The sequence below is a fragment of the Pseudomonas sp. MF6396 genome, from assembly GCF_002018915.1.
In the GTDB taxonomy this organism is placed as follows: domain Bacteria; phylum Pseudomonadota; class Gammaproteobacteria; order Pseudomonadales; family Pseudomonadaceae; genus Aquipseudomonas; species Aquipseudomonas palmensis.
Window position 1 is genome coordinate 137,270 of the sequence record NZ_MVOK01000005.1, and the last position, 23,340, is coordinate 160,609.

Below are 23,340 nucleotides of genomic sequence, written 5' to 3' on the forward strand. Positions count from 1 at the left end.
GCCGACATGGGCCTGCGCGCCGCGCTGCCAACCCTGTTGCTGACGCTGCTTGCCGGCTGCGTCGGCAGCGGCAGTTCCGACCCGCTGCAAAGCGGCAAGGGGCGCGAAGAGGCACGCCAGGCCTATGTGCAGCTGGGCCTGGGTTATTTGCAACAAGGTTTGACCGAACGCGCCAAGGTGCCGCTGAAAAAGGCCCTTGAACTGGACGCTCGCGACCCGGCAGCCAATGCCGCGCTGGCCCTGGTGTTCCAGCGCGAGGACGGGCCGGCGCTGGCCGAGGGGTATTACCGCAAGGCCCTGGCTGCCAACCCCGACGACCCCCGTATTCGCAACAATTTCGGCAGTTTCCTGTATGCGCAGGGGCGCTATGCCCAGGCGCAGCAGATGTTTCGCCAAGCGGCGGCCGATACCCTGTATCCTGAACGCTCCCGGGTTTTCGAGAACCTTGGCCTGACCGCCATCAAGCTGGGTCAGCGCGAGCAGGCGCGTGAACACCTGCAAAAGGCTTTACGGCTCAACCATCAGCAACCGCGCGCGTTGCTCGAAATGGCTGAGTTGTCTTACGAAGACAGGCATTATGTGCCGGCGCGCGACTACTACGATCGTTTCAGCCAGCTGAGCGATCACGGCCCCCGCAGCCTGCTGCTGGGTTCGCGCCTGGCAACTGTATTCGAAGAACCTGACAAGGCCGCCGAACTGGGCGTGCAATTACAACGACTTTATCCCGGTACGCCGGAATATCAGCAATACCTGTCGGAGCAATGATGAAAGCGGCGCATCCCGAAGTAGCAGCAGCGACTCGCCAGAATCCCGGTGAGACCTTGCGTCAGGCCCGTGAAAGCAAGGGCTTGTCGCAGGCCGAAGTGGCCCGCAAGCTCAACCTGACCGTGAGTTCCCTGAACAACCTTGAAACCGGCGCGTTCGACAAGCTGCCAGGGCATACCTTCGCCCGCGGCTATATCCGCGCCTACGCCAAGCTGTTCGAGATGGACCAGGCCGAACTGGTGCTGGCCTTCGACCAGGCCACCGGCAGCAATTCCCAGGGCAGCGACGTGCATGCGCTGGGGCGTATCGAAGAGCCGGTACGCCTGTCGCACAACATCCTGCGCATCGTCAGCCTGTTGCTGCTGATCCTGGTGATCGGCGGTGGCTTCTTCTGGTGGCAGGACCAGACCAGCCTGCGCGGCAAGGACCTGGCCAGCCTGGCCATGGAACACGTCGAGGTCGAGAGCGCCGACGGTACCACCCAGATCCACCCGCTGGACGAGCCTGAAGACCAGGCCGTGGCCGAAAGCCAGGAAGCGCCGGCTGCCAGCGCACCGGCCGAGCAGGCCCAGCCTGCCACCGACGAGGCTGCCGCACAGGCCCCGGCCGCCAGCAACCCGGCGCCAGCTGCGCCTGCCGCACCCGTAGCCCCGGCTCCCGTAGCGCCGGCCCCTGCGGCCAGCGCCCCGGCTGTGGCTGCCGCCCCTGCGCCTGCCACCCCCGCTGCGCCAGCGGCTGCACCGGCTGCCGGCAGCGCCTCGTTGCACATGCAGTTCGTTGCCGATTGCTGGACTTCGGTCACCGACGGCAACGGCAAGGTGCTGGTCAATGCCACCAAGCGCAAGGGCGAGACCCTCGAGCTGACCGGCAAGCCGCCGTTCGCGGTACGCCTGGGCTTTGCCCGTGGCGCACAGATCAGTTTCAACGGCCAGCCCGTCGACGTGGCGCCGTTCACCAGTGGCGAGACTGCTCGCCTGAAGTTGGGACAATAAGTCATGCACGGCGAATCTCCGATCAAACGTCGCGAATCGCGCAAAATCTGGGTAGGTAATGTGCCTGTCGGCGGCGATGCACCCATCGCCGTCCAGAGCATGACCAACACCGACACCAACGACGTCGATGCCACCGTCGCACAGATCACCCGCCTGGTGGATGCCGGCGTCGACATCGTGCGCGTCTCGGTACCGGACATGGACGCGGCCGAAGCCTTCGGCCGCATCAAGCAGCGGGTCAGCGTGCCGCTGGTGGCCGATATCCACTTCGACTACCGCATCGCCTTGCGCGTGGCCGAGCTGGGTGTGGACTGCCTGCGCATCAACCCCGGCAACATCGGCCGTGAAGACCGCGTGCGTGCGGTGGTGGATGCCGCGCGTGATCGCGGCATCCCTATCCGTATCGGCGTCAACGCCGGCTCCCTGGAAAAGGACCTGCAGAAGAAGTACGGCGAGCCCACCCCGGCGGCGCTGGTCGAGTCGGCCATGCGTCATGTGGAGCACCTCGATCGCCTGGACTTCCAGGACTTCAAGGTCAGCGTGAAGGCCTCCGACGTGTTCATGGCCGTCGAGGCCTATCGCCTGCTGGCCAAGCAGATCGTGCAGCCGCTGCACCTGGGCATCACCGAAGCCGGCGGCCTGCGCTCGGGCACGGTGAAATCGGCCGTGGGCCTCGGTATGCTGCTTGCCGAAGGGATTGGCGATACTATCCGCATCTCGCTTGCCGCCGACCCGGTCGAGGAAGTGAAGGTCGGCTACGACATCCTCAAGTCGCTGCACCTGCGTTCGCGTGGCATCAACTTCATCGCCTGCCCGAGCTGCTCGCGGCAGAACTTCGATGTGGTCAAGACCATGAACGAGCTCGAAGGGCGCCTCGAAGACCTGCTGGTACCGCTGGACGTGGCGGTGATCGGCTGTGTGGTCAACGGCCCCGGCGAAGCCAAGGAAGCCCACGTGGGGCTCACCGGCGGCACGCCGAACCTGATCTACATCGATGGCAAGCCGGCGCAGAAGCTGACCAATGACAACCTGGTGGATGAGCTGGAAAAACTCATCCGCCAGAAAGCGGCCGAGAAGGCCGAGGCCGACGCGGCAGTGATTGCCCGCGGTTGACCGACACCGATTTCGTTAAGGATTTACCGTGAGCAAATCGCTGCAAGCCATTCGTGGCATGAACGACATCCTGCCCGAGCAGACCCCGCTGTGGCGCTATTTCGAGAGCACCGTGGCCGGCCTGCTGGACACCTACGGCTATCGCCAGATCCGCACCCCGATCGTCGAGCCGACCGAGCTGTTCAAGCGTTCCATCGGTGAAGTGACCGACATCGTCGAAAAAGAGATGTACACCTTCGCCGACCGCAACGGCGACTCCCTGACCCTGCGCCCCGAAGGCACCGCCGCCTGTGTGCGCGCCGTGCTCGAACACGGCATCAGCGGTGGTGGCCAGGTGCAGAAGCTCTGGTACATCGGCCAGATGTTCCGCCACGAGCGCCCGCAGAAGGGCCGCTATCGCCAGTTCCACCAGATCGGCCTGGAGGTGTTCAACCTCGATGGCCCGGACATCGACGCCGAGCTGATCGTGCTCACCTGGCGCCTGTGGGGCCTGCTGGGCATCCGCGATGCGGTCAAGCTCGAACTCAACAGCCTGGGTACCAGCGAAGCCCGCGGCCGTTACCGTGACGCGCTGGTCGAGTTCCTCTCGGCGCGCCTGGAGCAACTGGACGAAGACAGCCAACGTCGCCTCAAGACCAACCCGCTGCGCATCCTCGACAGCAAGGACGCCAACACCCAGGCGGCGCTGGTGGGTGCACCGAAGCTCGAAGACTACCTGGACGAAGAATCGCGCGTGCACTTCGAGGGCCTCAAGGCTCGTCTGGACGCCGCCGGCATTCCGTTCGTGATCAACACCAAGCTGGTGCGTGGCCTGGACTACTACAGCAAGACCGTGTTCGAGTGGGTCACCGACAAGCTCGGTTCCCAGGGCACCGTATGTGCCGGTGGCCGCTACGACGGCCTGGTCGAGCAGATGGGCGGCAAGCCGACCCCGGGCGTGGGTTTTGCCATGGGCATCGAGCGTCTGCTGCTGCTGATCGAGACCCTGGGCCAGGTGCCCGAGTCGATTTCGCGTCAGATCGACGTCTACCTGTGCGCCTTTGGCGAACAGGCCGAACTCGCCGGGCTGGCCCTGAGCGAGCGTCTGCGTGACCGCCTGCCGGGCTTGCGCCTGCAGGTCAATGCCGGTGGCGGCAGCTTCAAGAGCCAGTTCAAGAAGGCCGACAAGAGCAACGCTCTGTATGCCTTGATCCTGGGGGACGACGAACTGGCGCAACAAGTGGTAGGTTTCAAACCCCTGCGTGGTCAGGGCGAACAACAAAACATTGCCTGGGATGCTCTGGCCGAGCACCTGGAAGCTTCCCTCGCGCAGGCGTGAAGCGGGTCAACAGCCGATTTGGTGAAAAGGAGTATTGGGGTGTCGAGTAGCGATGATGAACAACTGGCCGCATTCAAGGATTGGTGGCAGCGCAACGGCAAACCACTGCTGACCGGTGGCCTGTTGGCGCTGGTGGTAGTGTTGGGCTGGCAGACCTGGCAAAAGTACCAGGGCAACCAGTCCCAAGGTGCTTCGAACCTTTATCAGGCCCTGCTTGAAACCACCCTGACGCCGACCGGCCAGCCGGACATGGCCCAGGTCGCGGACCTGTCGGGCAAGCTCAAGAGCGAGTTCGGCGGCACGGCCTACGCGCAGTACGCCAGCCTGTTCGTGGCCAAGGTCGCGGTCGAGAGCGGCAAGCTCGACGACGCCGCCAGCGAACTGAAAAGCGTGCTCGACAAGCCGGCCGACGCCACCCTGGGCGAAATTGCCCGTCAGCGCCTGGCCCGTGTACTGGCCGCGCAGAACAAGGTCGATGACGCCCTGAAGCTGCTCGATGGCGATGCCGACAAGGCCTTCCTGGCCAGCCGTGAAGAACTCAAGGGCGACCTGCTGGTACAGCTGGGTCGCGCCGATGATGCTCACGCCGCGTATCAGAAGGCCAAGGCCGCGCTGTCGGATGACGCCGCGATCGGTGGCCTGCAACTCAAGCTCGACGACCTTGCCAAAGGGGATGCGTGACGTGATCGGTTGGAAACATGCAGCAGTGCTGGCCGTGGCCCTTCTGGCCGTTGGTTGCAGCAGCAACAGCAAAAAGGAACTGCCGCCGGCCGAGCTGACCAAGTTCACCGAAGAGGTGGTACTGAAGAAGCAGTGGAGCCGTTCGATCGGTGACGGCCAGGGCGAGAGCTTCAACATGCTCGTCCCGGCCATCGAGAACGACCGCATCTACGCCGCCGATGTGACCGGCGTGGTGATGGCGCTGGACCGCATGAACGGCGACGTGATCTGGAAGAAAGACCTCGACCTGCCGGTATCCGGTGCGGTGGGTGTCGGCTACGGCCTGGTCATGCTCGGCACCCTCAAGGGTGAAGTGATCGCCATGGATGCCAGCACCGGCGAAGAAAAGTGGCGTGCGCGGGTCACCAGTGAAGTACTGGCGCCCCCGGCGACCAACGGTGACGTGGTGGTGGTGCAGACCCAGGACGATCGCGTGATCGGCCTGGATGCCAGCACCGGCGACCGCCGCTGGATCTACGAAAGCACCCCGGCCGTACTGACCCTGCGCGGTACCGGTGCGCCGATCGTGACCAACCGCCTGGCCGTGGCCGGCCTCTCGACCGGCAAGGTCGTGGCGCTGGACACCCAGAACGGCGTGCCGGTCTGGGAGCAACGTGTTGCCGTTCCGCAAGGGCGTTCCGAGCTGGACCGCGTGGTGGATATCGACGGCGGCCTGCTGCTGTCGGGCGGTGTGCTGTACGTGGCCAGCTACCAGGGGCGCGTCGCCGGCCTCGAGCTGGAAAGCGGTCGCGTGCTGTGGCAGCGCGATGCCTCCAGCTATGCCGGTGTGGCCCAGGGCTTTGGCAACGTCTACGTGAGCCTGGCGTCCGGTACGGTCGAAGGCATCGACGAGCGTTCTTCGTCGGCGCTGTGGAGCAACGACTCGCTGGCCCGTCGCCAGCTGTCGGCACCGGAAGTGTTCTCCAGCTACGTGGCCGTGGGTGACCTGGAAGGTTACCTGCACCTGCTGAGCCAGGTGGACGGCCGCTTCGTGGGTCGCGAGCGCATCGACAGCGATGGCCTGCGTGCACGCCCGCTGGTGGTAGGTGACATGATTTATGTGTTTGGCAACAGCGGCAAACTCGAGGCGCTGACCATTCGCTGAGTCTATGCTTGAGGCCTGCGGGCCTCGGGCTGCGGCGCCTTCGGGGCGCCGCCCGAACTCCGGCCGCTGCACTGCAGCGGCCTTTGTATTTTTTGAATTCAAGCAGTGGAGAGCCGCATGGTTCCCGTAATCGCCCTGGTGGGCCGACCGAACGTCGGCAAATCTACAATGTTCAACCGCCTGACCAGGACCCGCGATGCCATCGTTGGCGACCTGTCTGGCCTGACCCGTGACCGTCAATATGGCGAGGCGCGCTGGCAAGGGCGCTCCTACATCCTGGTCGACACCGGTGGTATCTCCGGTGACGAACATGGCATGGACGAAAAAATGGCCGAGCAGTCGCTGCTGGCCATCGAAGAAGCCGATGTGGTGCTGTTCCTGGTCGATGCCCGTGCCGGTCTGACCGCTGCCGACCAGATGATTTCCGAGCACCTGCGCAAGCGCAACAAGCGCTCGTTCCTGGTGGCCAACAAGATCGACAACATCGACCCGAACACCGCCATTGCCGAGTTCGCCCCCCTGGGCATGGGCAACGCCATCGGCGTGGCCGGCGCCCAGGGCCGTGGCGTGAACAACCTGCTCGAGGCTGTGCTCAGCGACTTCCCGCGGGACAAGGAAGAAGAAGAGATCGACATGAACGTCGCCGAGGGCGAGGAAGCCGTGCGCATTCCTGGCCCCAGCGAGAAGGATGGCATCAAGATCGCCATCATCGGTCGCCCCAACGTCGGCAAGTCGACCCTGGTCAACCGCATGCTCGGTGAAGACCGTGTGATCGTGTACGACCAGCCCGGCACTACCCGCGACAGCATCTACATTCCCTTCGAGCGCAATGACGAGAAGTACACGCTGATCGACACCGCCGGTGTGCGCAAGCGCGGCAAGATCCACGAGGAAGTCGAAAAGTTCTCGGTGGTCAAGACCCTGCAGGCGATCAAGGACGCCAACGTGGTGATCTTCGTCATGGATGCCCGCGAAGGCGTGGTGGACCACGACCTGAACCTGCTGGGCTTCGCCCTGGAAGCCGGTCGCGCCATCGTGATCGCGCTCAACAAGTGGGACGGCATGCAGCCGGGCGAGCGTGACTACGTGAAGACCGAGCTGGAACGCCGGCTGTTCTTCGTCGACTTTGCCGACATTCACTTCATTTCGGCACTGCACGGCACTGGCGTGGGCAACCTGTACCAGTCGGTGCAGAACTCGTTCAAGTCGGCGGTCACCCGCTGGCCGACCAGCCGCCTGACCCAGATCCTCGAAGACGCGGTCAGCGAGCACCAGCCGCCGATGGTCAACAGCCGTCGCATCAAGCTGCGCTATGCCCACCTGGGGGGTGCCAACCCGCCGATCATCGTGATCCACGGCAACCAGGTGGAGAAGGTGCCCAAGTCCTACTCGCGCTACCTGGAAAACACCTACCGCCGTGTGCTCAAGCTGGTCGGTACGCCGATTCGCATCGAGTACAAGGGTGGCGAGAACCCGTACGAAGGCAACAAGAACACCCTGACCGACCGCCAGGTCAACAAGAAGCGCCGCCTGATGTCGCACCACAAGAAGTCGGCCAAGAAGCGCAAGGACAAGCGCTGATGGTGCGGGAGCCGGCCTTGCCGGCGAAATGGGCAGCGCGGATCAACTGAACCGCGCTTACCCTTTCGCCAGCAACGCTGGCTCCTACAACCTGGCGGTCCAATCCGCTATGCTCGGAGCCTGACCGCGCAGGAAAGAGGGCTCCATGATCAGCAGCAAGTTGCCGAACGTCGGCACCACCATCTTTACCACCATGTCCCAGCTCGCCGTGCAAACCGGCGCCCTGAACCTGTCCCAGGGCTTTCCCGATTTCAACGGCCCGCAAGCGCTGCTGGACGCGGTAGGGCGGCACATCAGTGCCGGCCACAACCAGTATTCCCCCATGACCGGCCTGCCGGCCCTGCGTCAGCAGGTAGCGGCCAAGGTCGCTCGCCAGTATGGCGTGACGGTCGATGCCGACCACGAGGTGACCATCACCCCCGGCGCCACGGCCGCGATCTTCTGCGCCATCCACGCGGTGATCCGCCCCGGCGACGAAGTCATCGTCTTCGACCCCTGCTACGACAGCTACGAACCCGCCGTGGAACTGGCCGGTGGCCGTTGCGTGCACGTGCAACTGGGCGCCGACAGCTTTGCCATCGACTGGCAGAAACTCAGCGATGCGCTGAGCCCGCGTACCCGCATGATCGTCATCAACTCGCCGCACAACCCCAGCGGCGCGCTGATTACCCGTGCCGAGCTGGACCAGCTGGCGGCGCTGATCGCCGACCGTGACATCTATGTGCTCAGCGACGAGGTGTACGAGCACCTGGTGTACGACGGCGCGCGCCACGCCAGCGTGCTGGCCCACGAGGCCCTGTACGCGCGGGCCTTCGTGGTCAGTTCGTTCGGCAAGACCTACCACGTGACCGGCTGGAAGACCGGCTATGTGATCGCGCCGCCAGCCCTGAGTGCCGAGTTGCGCAAGGTGCATCAGTACGTCAACTTCTGCGGCGTGACGCCGCTGCAGTGGGCGCTGGCCGATTTCATGGCCGAGCACCCGGAACATGTCGAAGAGCTGCCGGCGTTCTACCAGGCCAAGCGCGACCTGTTCTGTGGCCTGCTGCAAGGCTCTCGCTTCCAGTTCAAGCCGGTGGCCGGTACGTATTTCCAGCTGGTGGACTATTCGGCGATTCGCCCGGACCTCGACGACGTGCAGATGTCGGTATGGCTGACCCGCGAACACGGCGTGGCGACCATTCCGGTGTCGGTGTTCTACCAGCAACCCCTTCCCGAACAGCGCCTGGTGCGCCTGTGTTTCGCCAAACGCGAGGAGACGCTGCGTCAGGCAGCGGAAAAACTATGCGCGATCTGAGTACATTGCCCAACCTGACCGTGGCGCTGGTGCAGACCAGCCTGGCCTGGCAGGACCGCATGGCCAACTACGAGCATTTCGAGGTGCTGCTGGAGCAGGCCCGCGGCGCGGACCTGATCATCCTGCCGGAGATGTTCACCACCGGTTTTTCGATGGACTCCGAAAGCCTGGCCGAGCCGGAAAACGGCCCCACCTACAAATGGCTCAAGAGCCAGGCCAGGAAGCTCGATGCCGTGGTGACCGGCAGCGTGATCATCCAGGCCGAGGACGGCAGCCACCGCAACCGCCTGCTGTGGGCGCGCCCGGACGGCGAGATCCTGTTCTACGACAAGCGCCACCTGTTCCGCATGGCCGGCGAGCACAAGCATTACACCCCCGGCGAGCGCCAGGTGCAGTTCGAGCTCAAGGGGTGGCGGGTGCGCCCGCTGATCTGCTACGACCTGCGCTTCCCGGTGTGGAGCCGTGATGCGCAGGACACCGACCTGCTGCTGTACACCGCCAACTGGCCGGCGGCGCGGCGACTGCACTGGAACCGCCTGTTGCAGGCAAGGGGCATCGAGAACCTGTGCTACGTGGCGGCGGTGAACCGCGTGGGCACCGATGGCAAGGGCTTTGGTTACAGCGGCGACAGCCAGGTGCTGGACTTCCAGGGCGAGAGCCTGCTCAGTGCCGGCGAGGCCGACGGCGTGTTCACCGTGGTGCTGAGTGCGGCGGACCTGGCTGCGTACCGCACGCGGTTCCCGGCCAACCTGGATGCCGATACCTTCGACCTGCACTGACCCCTTCGCCGGCCTTGCCAGCGAAGAGTGACGCTCAATACACATCCCGCCGGTACCGCCCCAGCTCGATCAACTGCTCAAGCTCTTCAGCCCCCAGCACCTCGGCCAGCACCGCATCCACACCCGCCGCCATGCCTTCAAGGCTGCCACAGATATAGATCGACGCTCCCTCCGCCAGCCATCGACGCAGCTCATCAGCCTGTTCGCGCAGCCGATCCTGCACATACACCTTCTGCGCCTGGTCCCGCGAGAACGCCAGGTCCAGCCGCGCCAGTTCACCACTCGCCAGCCAGCCCTGCAGTTCCTCCTCGCACAGGAAGTCATGCGCCCGGTTACGTTCGCCAAACAGCAGCCAGTTGCGTTGCTCGCCGTCCACGATTCGCGCCCTCAGCAGGCTGCGCAACCCGGCCAGCCCGGTACCGTTGCCGATCAGGATCATCGGTGCCGGAGCCGTCGGCAGATGGAAACCGCTGTTGCGGCGCAACCGCACGCTCACGCTCGCGCCCAGCGCCAGGTGTTCGGTCAACCAGCCCGAGCCCAGGCCCAGCGTGCCGTCCGGATGACGCTCCTGGCGCACGATCAGCTCCAGCACACCGTCACTGGCAATCGAGGCGATGGAGTATTCGCGCGCTGCCACCGGGATCAACGCATCCACCAGCGCCTGCGCGTGCAGGCCGATCAGGTGGCCGCGGCTGGCCGGCAACAGCCGCCCGCCCAGTGCATGGTCCAGGCGCTCCTCCAGGCCGTCCACACGCACAAGCGTGTGAGGCTCAAGGCCAAGCCCGTCGAGCAACGCCTTGACCGTCGAACCGGCATTGCGCGGCAGTACATCGACCAGGTCCCCGGCATCCCAGCGCTCTGGCTGCGACGGTTGCAGACCGAGCAAGTACACCGGTGCGCCCTGGCTGCCGGGGTTGAGCAGCTCGCGCCGGGTCAAGGTCCAGGCGCTGAACTGCGGCGGCTGCCAGGCAGACAGCGGCGCTGCGCCGGTCAATGCCGCCAATTGCTGCTGCCATTGCTGCAAGGCAGCAGGATCTGCACTGTCGACTTCCACGGCAGAGAAACTGGCGGTGGCACCGCGAGCCTCCAGCCAGTGCTGCAAGCTGCGCGCAAACCCGCAGAAATGCGGGTACTGGCGGTCTCCCAGTGCGAGCAGGGCGTAGTTCAGGTTACCCAGCGTCCACGGCTGGCCAAGCACCTTGCGCTCGAAGCCGCGGGCGCTGTCCGGCGCCTCGCCGTCGCCAAAGGTGCTGACCACGAACAGCGCGCGTTGCGCCTGCTGCAGATCGGTTTCGGTCAGCGTCGCCAGGGGCTGCACGCGCACCGCCAGGCCCGCCGCCTGCAGTTGCCCGGCGCTCTGCCAGGCCAGTTGTTCGGCGAAGCCGCTCTGGCTGGCAAACCCCACCAGCCATCCGTTGCCTGTGTCGCCGGCCGGGTTCAGGCCCTTGCGCGCCTCGCGTACCTGGCGCTTCTTGCGCCTGCGGTCCAGGTACAGCAGCCAGCCGGTGATGAAGAACAGCGGCATGCTCAGGCTGGCGATGGTCACCAGGATGCGCCCGGTGAGCCCGAAGTAGCTGCCCACATGCAGGGCATACACGCTGGCCAGCAGCTGCGCCTTGAACGACTTGTCGGCGTAGCGATCGTGCTGGCGTACCACGCCGGTGGCCGGGTCCAGGCTCAGGGTGTTGAGCGCGCGCTCGTGCTCGGCGTTGTCGAGCAGGTAGAACAGGGTGGCGGGCTGGCCGCCGGCCGGTGGCAGGCGCAGGTTATAGGTGCGCAGGCCCGGGCCGGCCGCTGCCTGCAGGCTGGTCCAGATGGCGTCGTAGTCCACCACCAGCGGCGCCGCATCCTTGCCGGGTGCGGGCGGGCGGCCACGGCCTTCGCCGCGCTTGCGCTGTTCGCCAGCGGCCGGTGCATCGCCCAGCAACCGGTTCAGCCCCTCGCGGTACCACTCGTAGGACCAGAACAACCCGGTCAGGGCAAACAGCAGGTAGAACAGCAGGCACCAGGTACCGGCCACCGCGTGCAGGTCCCAGTTGAAGACACGACCTTTCTTCGCCCAGTCCAGGGTCAGCCAGGTTCGCCAGTTCAGCGCCTGACGCGGCCAGCGCAGGTACAGCCCCGACAGGCAGAAGAAGATCAGCATCAGGGTACAGGCGCCGGTGATCTGCCGGCCGGTGTCGCCCATGGCGAGGAAGCGGTGCAACTGCAGCATCAGGTCGAAGAACCCCTGGCCACTGACCGGGGGCTGCAGCTTGCCGGTGTAGGGGTCGGCATAGCGCAGGGTGCCGCGGCGCTCGCCCGGCGGTGGGGTGAAGAAGATGCGCGCAGCTTCGTCGCTGCGCACGTTCACCCACAGCATCGACACCTTGTCGCCCTGTTCGGCCTCGACGCGGCGCACCAGTTCGGCCGGCGGCAGCACGCCTTCGTCGCGCACCTGCACCTTGAGCACCTGTGGGTTGAACAGGCGCAGCAATTCGTCCTGGAACGACCAGGTTGCCCCGGTCACTCCCATCAGCGCCAGCACCAGCCCGGCGGTGATGCCGAAGAACCAGTGCAGTTGAAACAGGCTTTTCTTCACCACATCGACCACCTTGTGTTGCGGGTTGCGTGAATGCGCCGCGCATTATGCCTTGATACACAAAGGCCCCGATCACCGAAGTGAACGGGGCCGGGCCTGCCAGCTCCCGTCAGAAGTGGAAGCTGGTGGTCAGCAGCGCCGTGCGACCGGCCGCCTGGTTGGCGTAGTGCGCCGCGTAGGCCTTGTCGTAGTAGACCTCGTTGGTGAGGTTCTGCACGTTCAGCTGCAGGTCGACGTTCTTGGTCAGCTTGTAGCTGGCCATGGCGTCGTAGCGCCAGTACGAATCGACCATCACGCTGTTGGTCACGTTGCCGAACACGTCGTCGACGTAGAAGGCACCACCGCCGAGGGTGAGTTTTGGCGTGACGTTGTAGGTGGTCCACAGGGTCAGGCTGTTGTTCGGCGTGTTGGGCATCTGGTTGCCGTCGTTGTAGCCGTCCACCAGCACACCGCCGACCGACTGCGCGCCACCGTCGACCAGCTTGGCGTCCATGTAGGTGTAGCCGGCGAACACCTGCCAGTCATTGGTCAGCTTGCCGGTGGCGGTCAGCTCCAGGCCATCGACGCGGCTCTTGCCGGCGTTCTGGTAGGTGTTGGCATCGACCAGTACGCGGGCGTTTTCCTTCTCGGTGCGGAAGATCGCGGCGGTCAGGTTCAGACGCTGATCGAGAAGGTCCCACTTGGTGCCGATTTCGTAGTTGGTGGTCTCTTCGGCCTTCAGGTCGCTGGTGGTGGTCGGCGTCAGCAGCGGGTTGCCGTCGCTGCCTTCACCCAGCGAAGCGCCGGCCGGGGTGGCCGAGGTCGCATACGAGATGTACACGCTGCCGTTGTCGGTCGGCTTCCAGGTCAGGCCCAACTGGCCGGTCACGAACTCGCTGGTGTCTTCGGTCTTGAAGCTGGTCGCACCACCCGCCACCTTGGTCTTGGCCTTGGTGTCGAAGTGGTCGTAGCGCAGGCCCATGGTCAGCAGCCAGGCCGGGTTCAGCTCCAGGGTATCGGTCAGGTAGATGGCGCGGGTGCTGCTGGTGGTGTCGGCGCCGGCATCGGTACGGGTCACGTCGCCGCCCCAGGCCTCGTTCGGGTTGGGATTGGGGAACGAGGTGCACACACCCGGGATCTGGCCGGTGGCCGAAGAGCAGTTGCCGGAACGGAAGCCGGTGATGTCGTAGCCTTCCTTGGTGGAGGCCTCGCGGCTCAGCTCGATACCGGTGGAGAAGGTGTTCTTGAACCCGCCGATGTACACCTCGCCGAACAGGTCGGTCTGGTTGGTGGTGGTGCGGGTGTTGGCCACGCGGTTGTTCGGGCGGCGCCAGACTTCACCGTTGAGGATGTTGCCCTTGCTGTCGTCGGGCTGGCTGTAGATGAAGTCTTGCAGGGTGTTGCCGTGGCGCAGGGTGTTCTTGAGGGTCAGCGCATCGTTCAGGTCGTGCTCGACGGCGATGGTCGCGATATCGGCACGGGTCTTGTAGAAGTCGCGATCGACCAGGCCGTAGTAGTTGCTGCTGCGGCCGCCATCGTCAGGCTTGTCCGGGTTGGCCGAGGTGCGCCCGGCGGTGCTGCCCGAGCGCAGGCCGTAGGGGATGCCCGAATCCGGCAGGTCGTCGCTCTCCACGTGGTAGTAGTCCAGGCTCAGCCGGGTCGGGGTACCCAGGCCGAATACCAGGGACGGGGCCACGCCCCAGCGGTCGTAGTTGACCTCGTCGCGACCGGCCACGTTGCTTTCGTGGCTCATCAGGTTCAGGCGAAACGCTGCGGTGTCGAGGAACTGGTAGTTGCCATCGAAGGTGTAGCGCTTGGTCTGGTCCGAGCCCCAGGTGAAGGCACCGTCGGTGCTGTTGCCCAGGTGGGCCTTCTTGGTCACCAGGTTGATGGTGCCACCGGCTGCACCGCGCCCGCCGATGGTCGAGTTGGGGCCCTTGGCCACTTCAACCGATTCGATGGCGAAGATCTCGCGGGTCTGCGAGCCCACGTCACGCACGCCGTCCAGGTACATCGAGCCTTGCGAGTCGAAGCCGCGAATGAACGGGCGATCGCCCGACGGGTTGCCGCCTTCGCCGGCGCCCATGGTGATGCCAGGCACGGTACGCAGGGCATCCTGCAGGGTCAGGGCGTTGGTGTCCTTGATGACCTGTTGCGGCACCACGGTCACGCTGCGCGGGATGTCCACCAGCGGCGCCGTGTACTTCTGCGATGAGGACTTCTCGACCTTGTAGTCGGTGCTGGCGGTATCGGCCTGGCCATTGATGCTGGTGGCATCCAGCGCGATCGAGCCGCTTGTGGCCGGGGCTGCGTCGGCCGCATAGGCCAGGTGGCCGGCGGACGTGGCGCTCAACGCGACCCCGATGGCAGAAGCAAGCAGGCGTGGTGAACTGACAGCGGTAGGCACGTAATGGCGCGACATCGGAAGGTCCCCAAGGTGTGAAGGCGCCGAAATATAATGTAAACAAATATGAGTAACAATTGAGATCAATTGCTATTCGTACTGAATTTACATTCTTTACACCTTTGTGTAGCGGTTTATGCCTGCTGAAACGTCCCGCCCCTCGCAAGGGGCTTGTACTGGTTCAATAAGAATCAATACCATTGACGCCCTTTAGCCGACCCCTGGTGCCTGCGCCATGCTTTTACACATTCCCGGCCTGTTCACCCGCGAAGAAGTGCAGCGTATTCGCCAGGCGCTGGAGCAGGCCGATTGGGCCGACGGCAAGATCACCGCGGGATACCAGTCGGCCAAGGCCAAGCACAACCTGCAGCTGCCCGAGGCGCATCCGCTGGCCAAGGAAATCGGCAGCGCGATGATCGAGCGCCTGTGGAGCAACCCGCGCTTCATGTCGGCGGCGCTGCCGTTCAAGGTGTTCCCACCGTTGGTCAACTGCTACCGCGACGGGGGCAGCTTCGGCTTTCACATCGACAACGCCATCCGCCAGCCGCGCGGCAGCCATGAGCGGGTACGTACCGACCTGTCGTCGACACTGTTCTTCAGCGACCCCGACGAATACGACGGTGGCGAGCTGGAGATCCAGGACACCTATGGCCTGCAGCAGGTCAAGCTGGCGGCAGGCGACATGGTGCTGTACCCCGGCACCAGCCTGCACAAGGTCAACCCGGTAACCCGCGGGGCGCGCTATGCGGCGTTTTTCTGGACCCAGAGCATGGTGCGCGAGGACAGCCAGCGGGCCTTGCTGTTCGAGATGGACAACGCCATCCAGCAGCTCACGGTGGATGTGCCCGACCACCCGTCGCTGATTCAGCTCACCGGCACCTACCACAACCTGCTGCGCCGCTGGGCAGAGGTCTGAGCCGTGACCTTCAGCCTGCGTCGCGAAGAACAGGTCGATATCGACCAGTTGCATCAACTCATCGATCACAGTCCGGGCAAGGCGGCCCAGGCCCTGCTGGCGGCTGCCGCGCAGAACGTTGTCGAGGCACAGCTGCTGCTGGGGCAGATCCTGCTCGACGGGCGTGGCATCGAGCAGGACCCGGCACTGGCGCGGACCTGGTTCGGCATTGCCGCCCGCCAGGGCAGTGCGATGGGGCACAACATGCTCGGGCGCTGCCTGGAGCATGGGTGGGGAGGGCAGGCCGACCTGGCGGCGGCGGCCGCTCACTACCGTGCGGCCGCTGCCGCAGGGCTGGACTGGGGTCAGTACAACCTGGCCAACCTGCTGGCCACGGGGCGGGGTGTGGGCCAGGACCATGCTGCGGCCCTGCACCTGTATCAGCAGGCCGCCCACGCCGGCCACGCCAAGTCGATGAACCTGCTGGGACGTTACCTGGAGCAGGGGCTGGCCTGCGCGGCCGACCGGCACGCCGCCATGCACTGGTATCGTCTTTCTGCCGAGGCCGGCGATTTTCGCGGCCAGTTCAGCCATGCGGCGATCCTCGCCGAGCAAGGCCACATGGAGCAGTCGCTGGTGTGGCTGCAAAAGGCCCTGGAGCAGGGTAACGGCAACTTCCTGCGTGCTGCAGTGGCCAGCCTGGAGCAGGCCGAGCAGCCGCAGATCCAGGCGATGGCGGGGGCCTATCGGCAGCGTCTGGAGCAGGTGTCGCGGCAGGCCACGGAAAGCCTTCACTCTCGGGTTTAGCCTGCCGCCTTTCTATGCTCGATCACTCCCATGCTTCTCAAGGAAGATCGACCATGAACAGCAACCACCGTCTTGCCAGTCACCCGGGCCTTGCCTGCGCAGGGGGTCGCCATGAGTGACACCTGGAATTTCTCATTCATCGCCAGCCTCTACTCGGTGACGCCGGGCCACAAGGGCCGTATCGGTATCAGCCTGGTCGAAGGCGGCATCGACAACGATGGCTGGTTGCAGGTGATGACCGACACCCGGCTCATCAAGCCGGTCAATTTTCGTTTCGACTACGTCTCCCACACCGACCGGCGCATTACCTACAACATCTCCAGCTCTTCGGATACCGGGTTCTATCGGGGCGCGGCGGTGGGCAAGAACTTCAATCACTATGTGGGCCTGTTCCCGGGGGGTACCAGCGAGCCCTGGCTGGTCAAGCCCTTGGGGGAGTGGGGCGACCATGACGTGCTGCGACTGAAGCTCTATGACACCTACGAGTGCAGCATCGGCAACTACCGTCACTCCGACGGCATGGATTACCTGAATGTGATCAGCGGGGAGAACCTCGAGTTCGAGGCACATGTACTGCGTGTGCTGAGCTGACCGCGCGGGCCCATGAAAAAAGGCGACGGTTGCAACCGTCGCCTTTCGTGTGCAGCTGACCCGTGGTTACAGGTAGTACGCCTTCAGCGGCGGGAAGCCGTTGAACTCCACCGCGCTGTAGCTGGTGGTGTAGGCGCCGGTCGACAGCCAGTACAGGCGGTCACCGATGGCCAGGTTCAGCGGCAGGCCGTACTTGTAGTGTTCGTACATGATGTCGGCGCTGTCGCAGGTCGGGCCGGCGATCACCACCTCTTCCATCTCGCCTTTCTTCTCGGTCCAGATCGGGAACTTGATCGACTCGTCCATGGTTTCGATCAGGCCGGAGAACTTGCCCACGTCGGTGTATACCCAGCGCTCCACGGCGGTACGCGACTTGCGCGCCACCAGCACCACTTCGCTGACCAGGATGCCGGCGTTGGCGATCAGCGAGCGGCCAGGCTCCAGGATGATTTCCGGCAGGTCGTCGCCGAAGTCTTCCTTGAGAAAGCGAATGATCTCTTCGGCATAGGTTTCCAGGCTGTTGGTACGGGTGATGTAGTTGGCCGGAAAGCCGCCACCCATGTTGATCAGCTTGAGCACGATGCCGTCTTCTTCCTTCAGGCGCTCGAAGATCACCTTGACCTTGGCGATGGCCGCATCCCACACGCTGATGTCGCGCTGCTGCGAACCCACGTGGAAGGAGATGCCGTAAGGCACCAGGCCCAGGTCGCGGGCCAGGATCAGCAGGTCCATGGCCATGTCGGTCTGGCAGCCGAACTTGCGCGACAGCGGCCAGTCGGCGGTGGTGGAGCCTTCGGTGAGGATGCGTACATACACTTTCGAGCCCGGTGCGGCCTTGGCGATATTGCGCAGGTCGGCTTCGGAGTCGGTGGCGTACAGGCGCACGCCCTTCTCGTAGAAGTAGCGGATGTCCTTGGATTTCTTGATGGTGTTGCCGTAGCTGATGCGCTCCGGGCCGATGCCGCGGGCCATCACCTTGTCCAGCTCGTAGATCGAGGCGATGTCGAAGTTCGAGCCCTTGTCCTTGAGCAGGTCGATGATTTCGACCGCAGGGTTGGCCTTGACCGCGTAGTACACCTTGGCGAATTCGAAACCGGCGCGCAGGTCGTCATAGGCCTTGCTGATCATGGCCGTGTCGATGAGCACGAACGGGGTTTCTTGCTTGTCGGCGAACGCCTTCATTTTGTTGAAGGTATCGCGTGCGAAGTAGTCTTCGACCTGGATCGACATGCTGGGGGACTCCATGGGCAAACTGAATGAATAAGTGGCTGCAACTGAGCGCCCTCCGTATCCCCACTTTGGTTCGCCTACTTCCCAAGGCATGTCGCCGAAAGCAAAAAGGTCAACCGGGTCGCAGAAGCTGCGCAGCGGGTGACCTTGCTGTCTCGTCGTCAGTACTTGAGCCGGATGGATCGTTTCCAGCATGGACGCTCGGCGCGAACTTTAGGACCTGAAGGATTCAAGATCAACAAAAAATCTCGCGTTTTTTCGCTACGCTGACGCACGTTGCAGACACCCCTCGTTTTAACCGACCCGGATGACAGGCAGATGTTCCCGAAGTTTTGCGAAGCGTTAAAAATACCCGCACGTTCGCAGCTTTTGCAGGCCAAATCAGCTAAAACAACGATGGCGTCAACTTCGGCGACGATGGCCCCAAAAGGTTGTGCAAGCGCACGCAAACAGCTTGAACGGGCAGGGCACGGGCACCGTTCACAGCGGGGCGTGTGTGCATATTTTTAGCCACTCGCATGGGCGCTGTTGCAGGGCAATCGCCCGGCGGTGATTGCCGGGTTTAATAAGAAAAATTACTATTCGCAACCTCCCTCCCGCCTAGCGACGACCCCCGCACCGTGTCTCGACACAAAGGCTTCCTCGACCACTACCATGAGCTGATCGGCACCTGGACACGCAAGCTGCGCAGTCGTCAGCAGGCCGAGGACCTCGCGCACGATGCCTTTGTGCGGGTGCTGGAAAACCCCGCCCTGCCAGTCGAGCAGCCGCGCGCCTATCTGCACCAGACGGCACGCAACATTGCCGTTGACGGCTACCGGCGCGAAGACCGGCGCCAGGCCCTGGAGCAGGAAGGGCTGGACCTGTCGCCCACCCCGGGCGATGACCCCGAGGCCTATGTGCATGCACTGGAGCTGGCCGACAGCGTGGAACGCGCCCTGGCCGAGTTGCCGCTCAACTGCCGCAAGGTGTTCATCTGGCAGAAGCTCGAAGGCCTGACCCAGGCCGAGATCGCCGAGCGCATGGGCTTGACCAAGAACATGGTCGAAAAGTATATGATCCGCACGCTCCGGCATCTGCGTGAGCACCTGGATGTGTCAACGAGATGAGTCAGGCAAATGTTTTCATGAATCAGGGCACATGCCCCTGCGGCGATGATGCCGTGCGCGACCAGGCCGCCGAATGGTTCGCCCGTGGCCGCGATGCGCCCCTGACGCCCCAGCAGCAGGCGCAACTGCATGCCTGGCTGGCGCAGCACCCCCAGCATAAATACGAGTACGACCTGCTCGGGCGCCTGTGGGGCGCGGCCGACCTGCTGCCGCGCGAGCGCCTGCAGGCCTTGTGTGCGCCCGACCCGGTACGCCAGCTGCCGCGTCGACGCCTGTTGCGCCAGGCCCTGGCAGCCAGTGTGGTGGCGGTCGCGGCAGGGCTTGGCTGGTTCGGCTGGCAGCAGGACCAGCTCAATTACCAGGGCCAGATGCAGACCGGCCTGGGCGAGCGTCGCCAGCTCGACCTGCCCGATGGCTCGCGCCTGGAGCTCAACGGCCGCACGCGGGTGCAGGTGAGTTTCAGTGCCGGGCAGCGGGACATTCGCCTGGAGCAGGGCGAGGTGATGTTCAGCGTTGCCCATGATACGGCCCGCCCCTTCGTGGTCAGCACCGGCCATGGCAAGGTCACGGTCACCGGTACGCGCTTCGATGTGCGCCGCGACAGCGAGCAGACCCGTGTGGCGGTCGAGCAGGGTTCGGTGCGCGTGCAGGGCGACGGCCAGGGGCAGGCGCTGCTGAGCGCAGGCCTCGGCTCGCACATCGATGCCCATGGCGCGGTGGCAGCGCCCTATACGGTGGACGCCGCCGCGTTGACCGCCTGGCGCGGCGGCAAACTGGTGTTCAACGATGTGCCGCTGGGCGAGGTGGTGCGCGAGGTCTCGCGCTACCGCGAACACCCGCTGCGCGTGGCTCCCGGCAAAACGGCGGCGCTGCGCCTCAGCAGCAGCTTCAGCACCGATGACACCGACGCCCTGCTGCGCGCCTTGCCCAGCATCCTGCCGGTGGCCATCAAGGCCCATGCCGATGGCTCGCAAGAAATAATCGCAAAATAGATTCAGGTTTTTTTCCCGTTGTTCGTCTTCCTGCCCAACTGCAACTGCCAAGCATTTTCATTCGCAGGCGGTGGCCGATTTTCTGACCCTCAGGACTTCTCGACGACGTGAACAACAACAAGGTTTCCAAACGCTGGCTGCCGCTGGCACTGGCATTGGCCGTCAGCGGCGGCATCGCCAACAGCTACGCCGATTCGGCACCCACCAGCATCCAGATCCAGGCCCAGCCGCTGGCCGCGGCACTGGGCCAGCTGGGCCGGCAGACATCGCTGCAACTGTTCTTCAGCCCCGACCTGGTGGCCGGCAAGCAGGCCCCGGCGGTGTCCGGCAACCTGGCCCCCGAACAGGCGCTGCAGGCCCTGCTGCAGGGCAGCGGGCTGACCTACGAGATTTCCCAGGGCACCGTGGTGCTGCACGCGGCGCAGCCGGTGAGCACGGCGCCCGGCACCCTGGAGCTGGCGCCTACCGACATAAGCATGGTCGGCGACTGGCTGGGCGACGCTCAGGAAAGCGTGGTGCAGAACCACCCCGGTGCGCGCACCGTGGTACGCCGTGAAGCCATGGTCGAGCAGGGCGCGCTGAGCGTGCGCGACGTGCTGCGCGGGGTGCCGGGTGTGCAGGTGCAGGACTCCAACGGCACCGGCGGCAGCGACATCGCGCTGAACGTCGGCGTGCGCGGGCTCACCTCGCGCCTGTCGCCGCGTTCCACGGTGCTGATCGATGGCATTCCCGCCGCATTCGCCCCGTATGGCCAGCCGCAGTTGTCGATGGCGCCGATTTCCAGCGGTCTAGCGTTTTCTAATAAAATTCGTTGAGTGGACAGAGTGCTGGCACCTTAGTAGTCTCAGATGTCCGATTTCCAAGGGCTGCTTGATGAAACCTTTAAGAGTTGAAAGCAAAAAAATCACGGAGTACAACCTCTACCTGATTGAGGAATATCGACCTCCAAGTCGTGGTGGTAATACTTCCGCGTTGCACTCCCACGTAATAGAAATTGATGGTGAAAATTACAGCTTTAAGGCTTGCGGCTCCCAGCAGTGGATTTATAAAACCGATACGGTTTCTTTTGAATATGAGTTGAATGGGGACTACAAAAACATAAAAAAAGAAACTATTGAAACTTTGGACAGAAAAAACCAAGTAGTCGTGCGAGGGAATAGAAGTGGTAAAAAGCAGCTGCGTACTGCTAAAGCACGTCTGCCTGCTTCCCGACGAGAACAAAGGGATTAACATTTAATGATGAAAATTTTTGCACTGCTATCAATGTTCGGGCTTGTTGGTGTTACATTCTTTGCGTTTAATCAAGAGAAAGAATTGGAAGCAAAAAAAGAAGAACTGGGTGCTGCGATAGAAAATCTACACCAAGTGAAAGAAGAAAATAGACGTTTTAAGGTGGTAAACGCTATATATTATGGGGCTACGACAGGATTGCATGGAACAAAGCCCGAGATAATCAATGACGTTAATAAGGTGGTTGATTTTATTCTGGCCTCAAAAAATTCGCCAGAAGAAAAATTTAAAGAGTGCTGGGATAGGAAATTAAAAACGACCAATTGGGGGAGTATGGGGCCTTATGGGCTTTTGGATGATTGTATTGACACAATTGTCGACGCCAATACGGCAATATTCATTAGAGACATCGATAACAAGAAGGGGTCGGCAAACTATGCTTGCCGTGCCCATGCAAATAACAGTTTTGAAGGTGCTAGGGACTGCTGGGCAGACCGAAATTTTAGAATGATAAATAGTGCTAATAATACGTTGTTTGATTTCATTACGACTAAAGCATGGGTGGATAATCAAAAAAGCATAGTTAGAGAGTAGTGCTTATTTGAGGCTGTCGAAAGGGGGGAGGCTTTGCATCGGCCCTTTCGATTGCCAATTTTTTTATTGGGCCTTGAGTTCTTCGATTTTTCGCGTCTTATATTCTTCTGCATCCGAGTCAATTTTCTTTTTAGTATCGCTCCATAGTTCTTTGTAGGTGTCTCTGTATCTCTCCCCGATAATCAATACAATTTCGTTCAGGTTCTGCTGTTTTACTTTGTTTCCGGGCCTTCCAAATTCTTTCACTAACGTATCGTTTGAGATTGATTTACAGCCCGAAAACTCTGCTATCAGTTTTTTGGCTAAGCTTGATGTTAATCTTAAATCGGGATATTCCTCCATCTCTAATATTTTCATAAAGCCTATTAGAAATTTTTGACGCTCCCTTCTTTTGAAGCCACCAACTAACCCGCCTATTTTCCCTGCATATTCCGCCTTGTTCATAATAGAACTCCTATGTTGTTATAATACAATTACCATAGGTTTTAGATAAGTCAATGCTTCAAGGTTATATCTCCGAACCTTGGTTATTGCTTCGGGGATATAATATGTAGGAAATCCGATATTTTCATTTGTTGACGTGACCAATACCCTACGGTTTTTTGTGAAATTCATTTGAGAGCGTTTTTTGAGTTCTTTGGGGTGCTGTTTTTTGTTCTTCTTTGTGGCAAAAATAAACTAAGTGATTTACTTACGGTTGAACGCTATTTAGCGATTAAGGTTGGATATTATATTTATTTTTGCTTTGCTATTGACAAGGTGTTTTGCTGTTTGTAAGCCATAATTCAATGGTTGAAAATAATGAATTATCAAAAATATGATATTAATTTGCGAATTTTTTAATGCGTGTTTTTAAAGAAGTTGTTTTTTCAAAAAAGGCTCGTTTTTTCCTACTGGTCCTCGACGCTTTCGGGATATATGGACTCATCAGCCCAGTGAATGGTTTTCATCGAATTTGATGAATTTTAAAAAGTGTGAAATTTTCATCAGGAAAGAAAGTTGATATGTATGTATACATACATATAGGTTGGGGGATATATCTCCGAAGCATAGCAAGCTGTGGGATAGGGTTGGGCATGTAATTACGTGTTTAAGTGGGTCGTTTAACTTCGTGGTGTCTTCGTATCAATCGAGTAAATACAAGCCGATTTTAACCCTTTCCGTGCGTTCTATGACTATTGTCTTATAGGTCTTAGGTGTAGGTATGTGGTTCGGATGGGAGGGAAGGGGGACGGGGTGGAAAGAAGAAACACCCTCACCG

20 protein-coding genes and 1 pseudogene are annotated in these 23,340 nt (G+C 62.0%); 17 read left to right on the top strand and 4 right to left on the bottom strand.

Going from position 1 to position 23,340, the window contains the following annotated elements; translation table 11 throughout:
• The first annotated feature begins 6 nt into the window (after positions 1-6).
• From pilW to MF6396_RS06810, 9 genes are all read left to right on the top strand, one after another.
• Entirely contained in the window at positions 7-765 is a 759-nt protein-coding gene (pilW, locus tag MF6396_RS06770) for a type IV pilus biogenesis/stability protein PilW (RefSeq protein ID WP_078479944.1), read from the top strand.
• Positions 765-1,757 (top strand): RodZ domain-containing protein, encoded by a 993-nt coding sequence (locus MF6396_RS06775; protein WP_078479945.1) that lies wholly within the window; start codon positions 765-767, stop codon positions 1,755-1,757. Before pilW ends, MF6396_RS06775 begins: the two co-directional genes overlap by 1 nt.
• Positions 1,758-1,760: 3 nt before the next feature.
• The gene (ispG, locus tag MF6396_RS06780; protein ID WP_043862521.1) at positions 1,761-2,870 is read left to right on the top strand and encodes a flavodoxin-dependent (E)-4-hydroxy-3-methylbut-2-enyl-diphosphate synthase; all 1,110 of its coding nucleotides are present in this window, start codon (positions 1,761-1,763) and stop codon (positions 2,868-2,870) included.
• 28 nt (positions 2,871-2,898) lie between these two features.
• Positions 2,899-4,188: a histidine--tRNA ligase gene (hisS, locus tag MF6396_RS06785; RefSeq protein WP_054916601.1), complete on the top strand. Its 1,290-nt coding sequence runs from the start codon at positions 2,899-2,901 to the stop codon at positions 4,186-4,188.
• A gap of 39 nt (positions 4,189-4,227) precedes the next feature.
• The gene (locus MF6396_RS06790; protein ID WP_043862519.1) at positions 4,228-4,869 is read left to right on the top strand and encodes a YfgM family protein; all 642 of its coding nucleotides are present in this window, start codon (positions 4,228-4,230) and stop codon (positions 4,867-4,869) included.
• Positions 4,862-6,013, top strand: a complete 1,152-nt coding sequence (bamB, locus tag MF6396_RS06795) for an outer membrane protein assembly factor BamB (RefSeq protein ID WP_054916600.1) — start codon at positions 4,862-4,864, stop codon at positions 6,011-6,013. The genes MF6396_RS06790 and bamB overlap by 8 nt, the downstream gene beginning before the upstream one ends.
• A 117-nt stretch (positions 6,014-6,130) precedes the next feature.
• Positions 6,131-7,594 carry a ribosome biogenesis GTPase Der gene (gene der / locus MF6396_RS06800; RefSeq protein WP_043862517.1) on the top strand — a complete coding sequence of 488 codons (1,464 nt, stop codon included), beginning with the start codon at positions 6,131-6,133 and terminating at the stop codon, positions 7,592-7,594.
• A 145-nt stretch (positions 7,595-7,739) separates the two neighbouring features.
• On the top strand, positions 7,740-8,888 hold the full coding sequence (locus MF6396_RS06805) for a pyridoxal phosphate-dependent aminotransferase (RefSeq protein WP_078479946.1): 1,149 nt from the start codon (positions 7,740-7,742) through the stop codon (positions 8,886-8,888).
• Positions 8,876-9,667, top strand: a complete 792-nt coding sequence (locus tag MF6396_RS06810; protein ID WP_078479947.1) for an amidohydrolase — start codon at positions 8,876-8,878, stop codon at positions 9,665-9,667. Before MF6396_RS06805 ends, MF6396_RS06810 begins: the two co-directional genes overlap by 13 nt.
• Before the next feature lie 34 nt (positions 9,668-9,701).
• Here MF6396_RS06810 and MF6396_RS06815 read toward each other — a convergent pair whose 3' ends face one another.
• Positions 9,702-12,251 carry a PepSY domain-containing protein gene (locus MF6396_RS06815; RefSeq protein ID WP_078479948.1) on the bottom strand — a complete coding sequence of 850 codons (2,550 nt, stop codon included), beginning with the start codon at positions 12,249-12,251 and terminating at the stop codon, positions 9,702-9,704.
• A gap of 106 nt (positions 12,252-12,357) precedes the next feature.
• Positions 12,358-14,649 (bottom strand): TonB-dependent receptor, encoded by a 2,292-nt coding sequence (locus tag MF6396_RS06820; protein ID WP_078479949.1) that lies wholly within the window; start codon positions 14,647-14,649, stop codon positions 12,358-12,360.
• Between the two features lie 217 nt (positions 14,650-14,866).
• Between MF6396_RS06820 and MF6396_RS06825 the strand changes: the two genes are divergently transcribed.
• The 3 genes from MF6396_RS06825 to MF6396_RS06835 all read left to right on the top strand — a co-directional run bounded on the left by MF6396_RS06825 (position 14,867) and on the right by MF6396_RS06835 (position 16,924).
• Positions 14,867-15,547: a Fe2+-dependent dioxygenase gene (locus MF6396_RS06825; protein ID WP_078479950.1), complete on the top strand. Its 681-nt coding sequence runs from the start codon at positions 14,867-14,869 to the stop codon at positions 15,545-15,547.
• 3 nt (positions 15,548-15,550) lie between these two features.
• Positions 15,551-16,333, top strand: a complete 783-nt coding sequence (locus MF6396_RS06830; RefSeq protein ID WP_078479951.1) for a tetratricopeptide repeat protein — start codon at positions 15,551-15,553, stop codon at positions 16,331-16,333.
• A gap of 111 nt (positions 16,334-16,444) precedes the next feature.
• Complete coding sequence (locus tag MF6396_RS06835; protein ID WP_043862510.1) at positions 16,445-16,924, top strand: hypothetical protein; 480 nt, start codon at positions 16,445-16,447, stop codon at positions 16,922-16,924.
• Positions 16,925-16,990: 66 nt separating this feature from the next.
• Here MF6396_RS06835 and MF6396_RS06840 read toward each other — a convergent pair whose 3' ends face one another.
• Positions 16,991-18,154: a type III PLP-dependent enzyme gene (locus MF6396_RS06840; protein ID WP_043862509.1), complete on the bottom strand. Its 1,164-nt coding sequence runs from the start codon at positions 18,152-18,154 to the stop codon at positions 16,991-16,993.
• Positions 18,155-18,774: 620 nt separating this feature from the next.
• On the opposite strand from MF6396_RS06840, the gene MF6396_RS06845 reads away from it, so the two are divergent.
• From MF6396_RS06845 to MF6396_RS28420, 5 genes and pseudogenes are all read left to right on the top strand, one after another.
• Entirely contained in the window at positions 18,775-19,263 is a 489-nt protein-coding gene (locus MF6396_RS06845; RefSeq protein ID WP_043862508.1) for an RNA polymerase sigma factor, read from the top strand.
• A 17-nt stretch (positions 19,264-19,280) separates the two neighbouring features.
• Entirely contained in the window at positions 19,281-20,255 is a 975-nt protein-coding gene (locus tag MF6396_RS06850; protein WP_078479952.1) for a FecR family protein, read from the top strand.
• 107 nt (positions 20,256-20,362) lie between these two features.
• Positions 20,363-21,043, top strand: a pseudogene (locus tag MF6396_RS06855) (secretin and TonB N-terminal domain-containing protein); the annotation flags it as partial.
• A gap of 85 nt (positions 21,044-21,128) precedes the next feature.
• The gene (locus MF6396_RS06860) at positions 21,129-21,485 is read left to right on the top strand and encodes a hypothetical protein (RefSeq protein WP_078479954.1); all 357 of its coding nucleotides are present in this window, start codon (positions 21,129-21,131) and stop codon (positions 21,483-21,485) included.
• A gap of 6 nt (positions 21,486-21,491) precedes the next feature.
• A complete protein-coding gene (locus tag MF6396_RS28420; protein ID WP_153046066.1) occupies positions 21,492-22,079 on the top strand; it encodes a hypothetical protein in 588 nt (195 codons plus the stop codon).
• 63 nt (positions 22,080-22,142) lie between these two features.
• On the opposite strand, the gene MF6396_RS06865 is transcribed toward MF6396_RS28420, so the two are convergent.
• Positions 22,143-22,523, bottom strand: coding sequence for a hypothetical protein (locus MF6396_RS06865; RefSeq protein ID WP_078479955.1), 381 nt, complete (start codon positions 22,521-22,523; stop codon positions 22,143-22,145).
• Positions 22,524-23,340 lie beyond the last annotated feature (817 nt).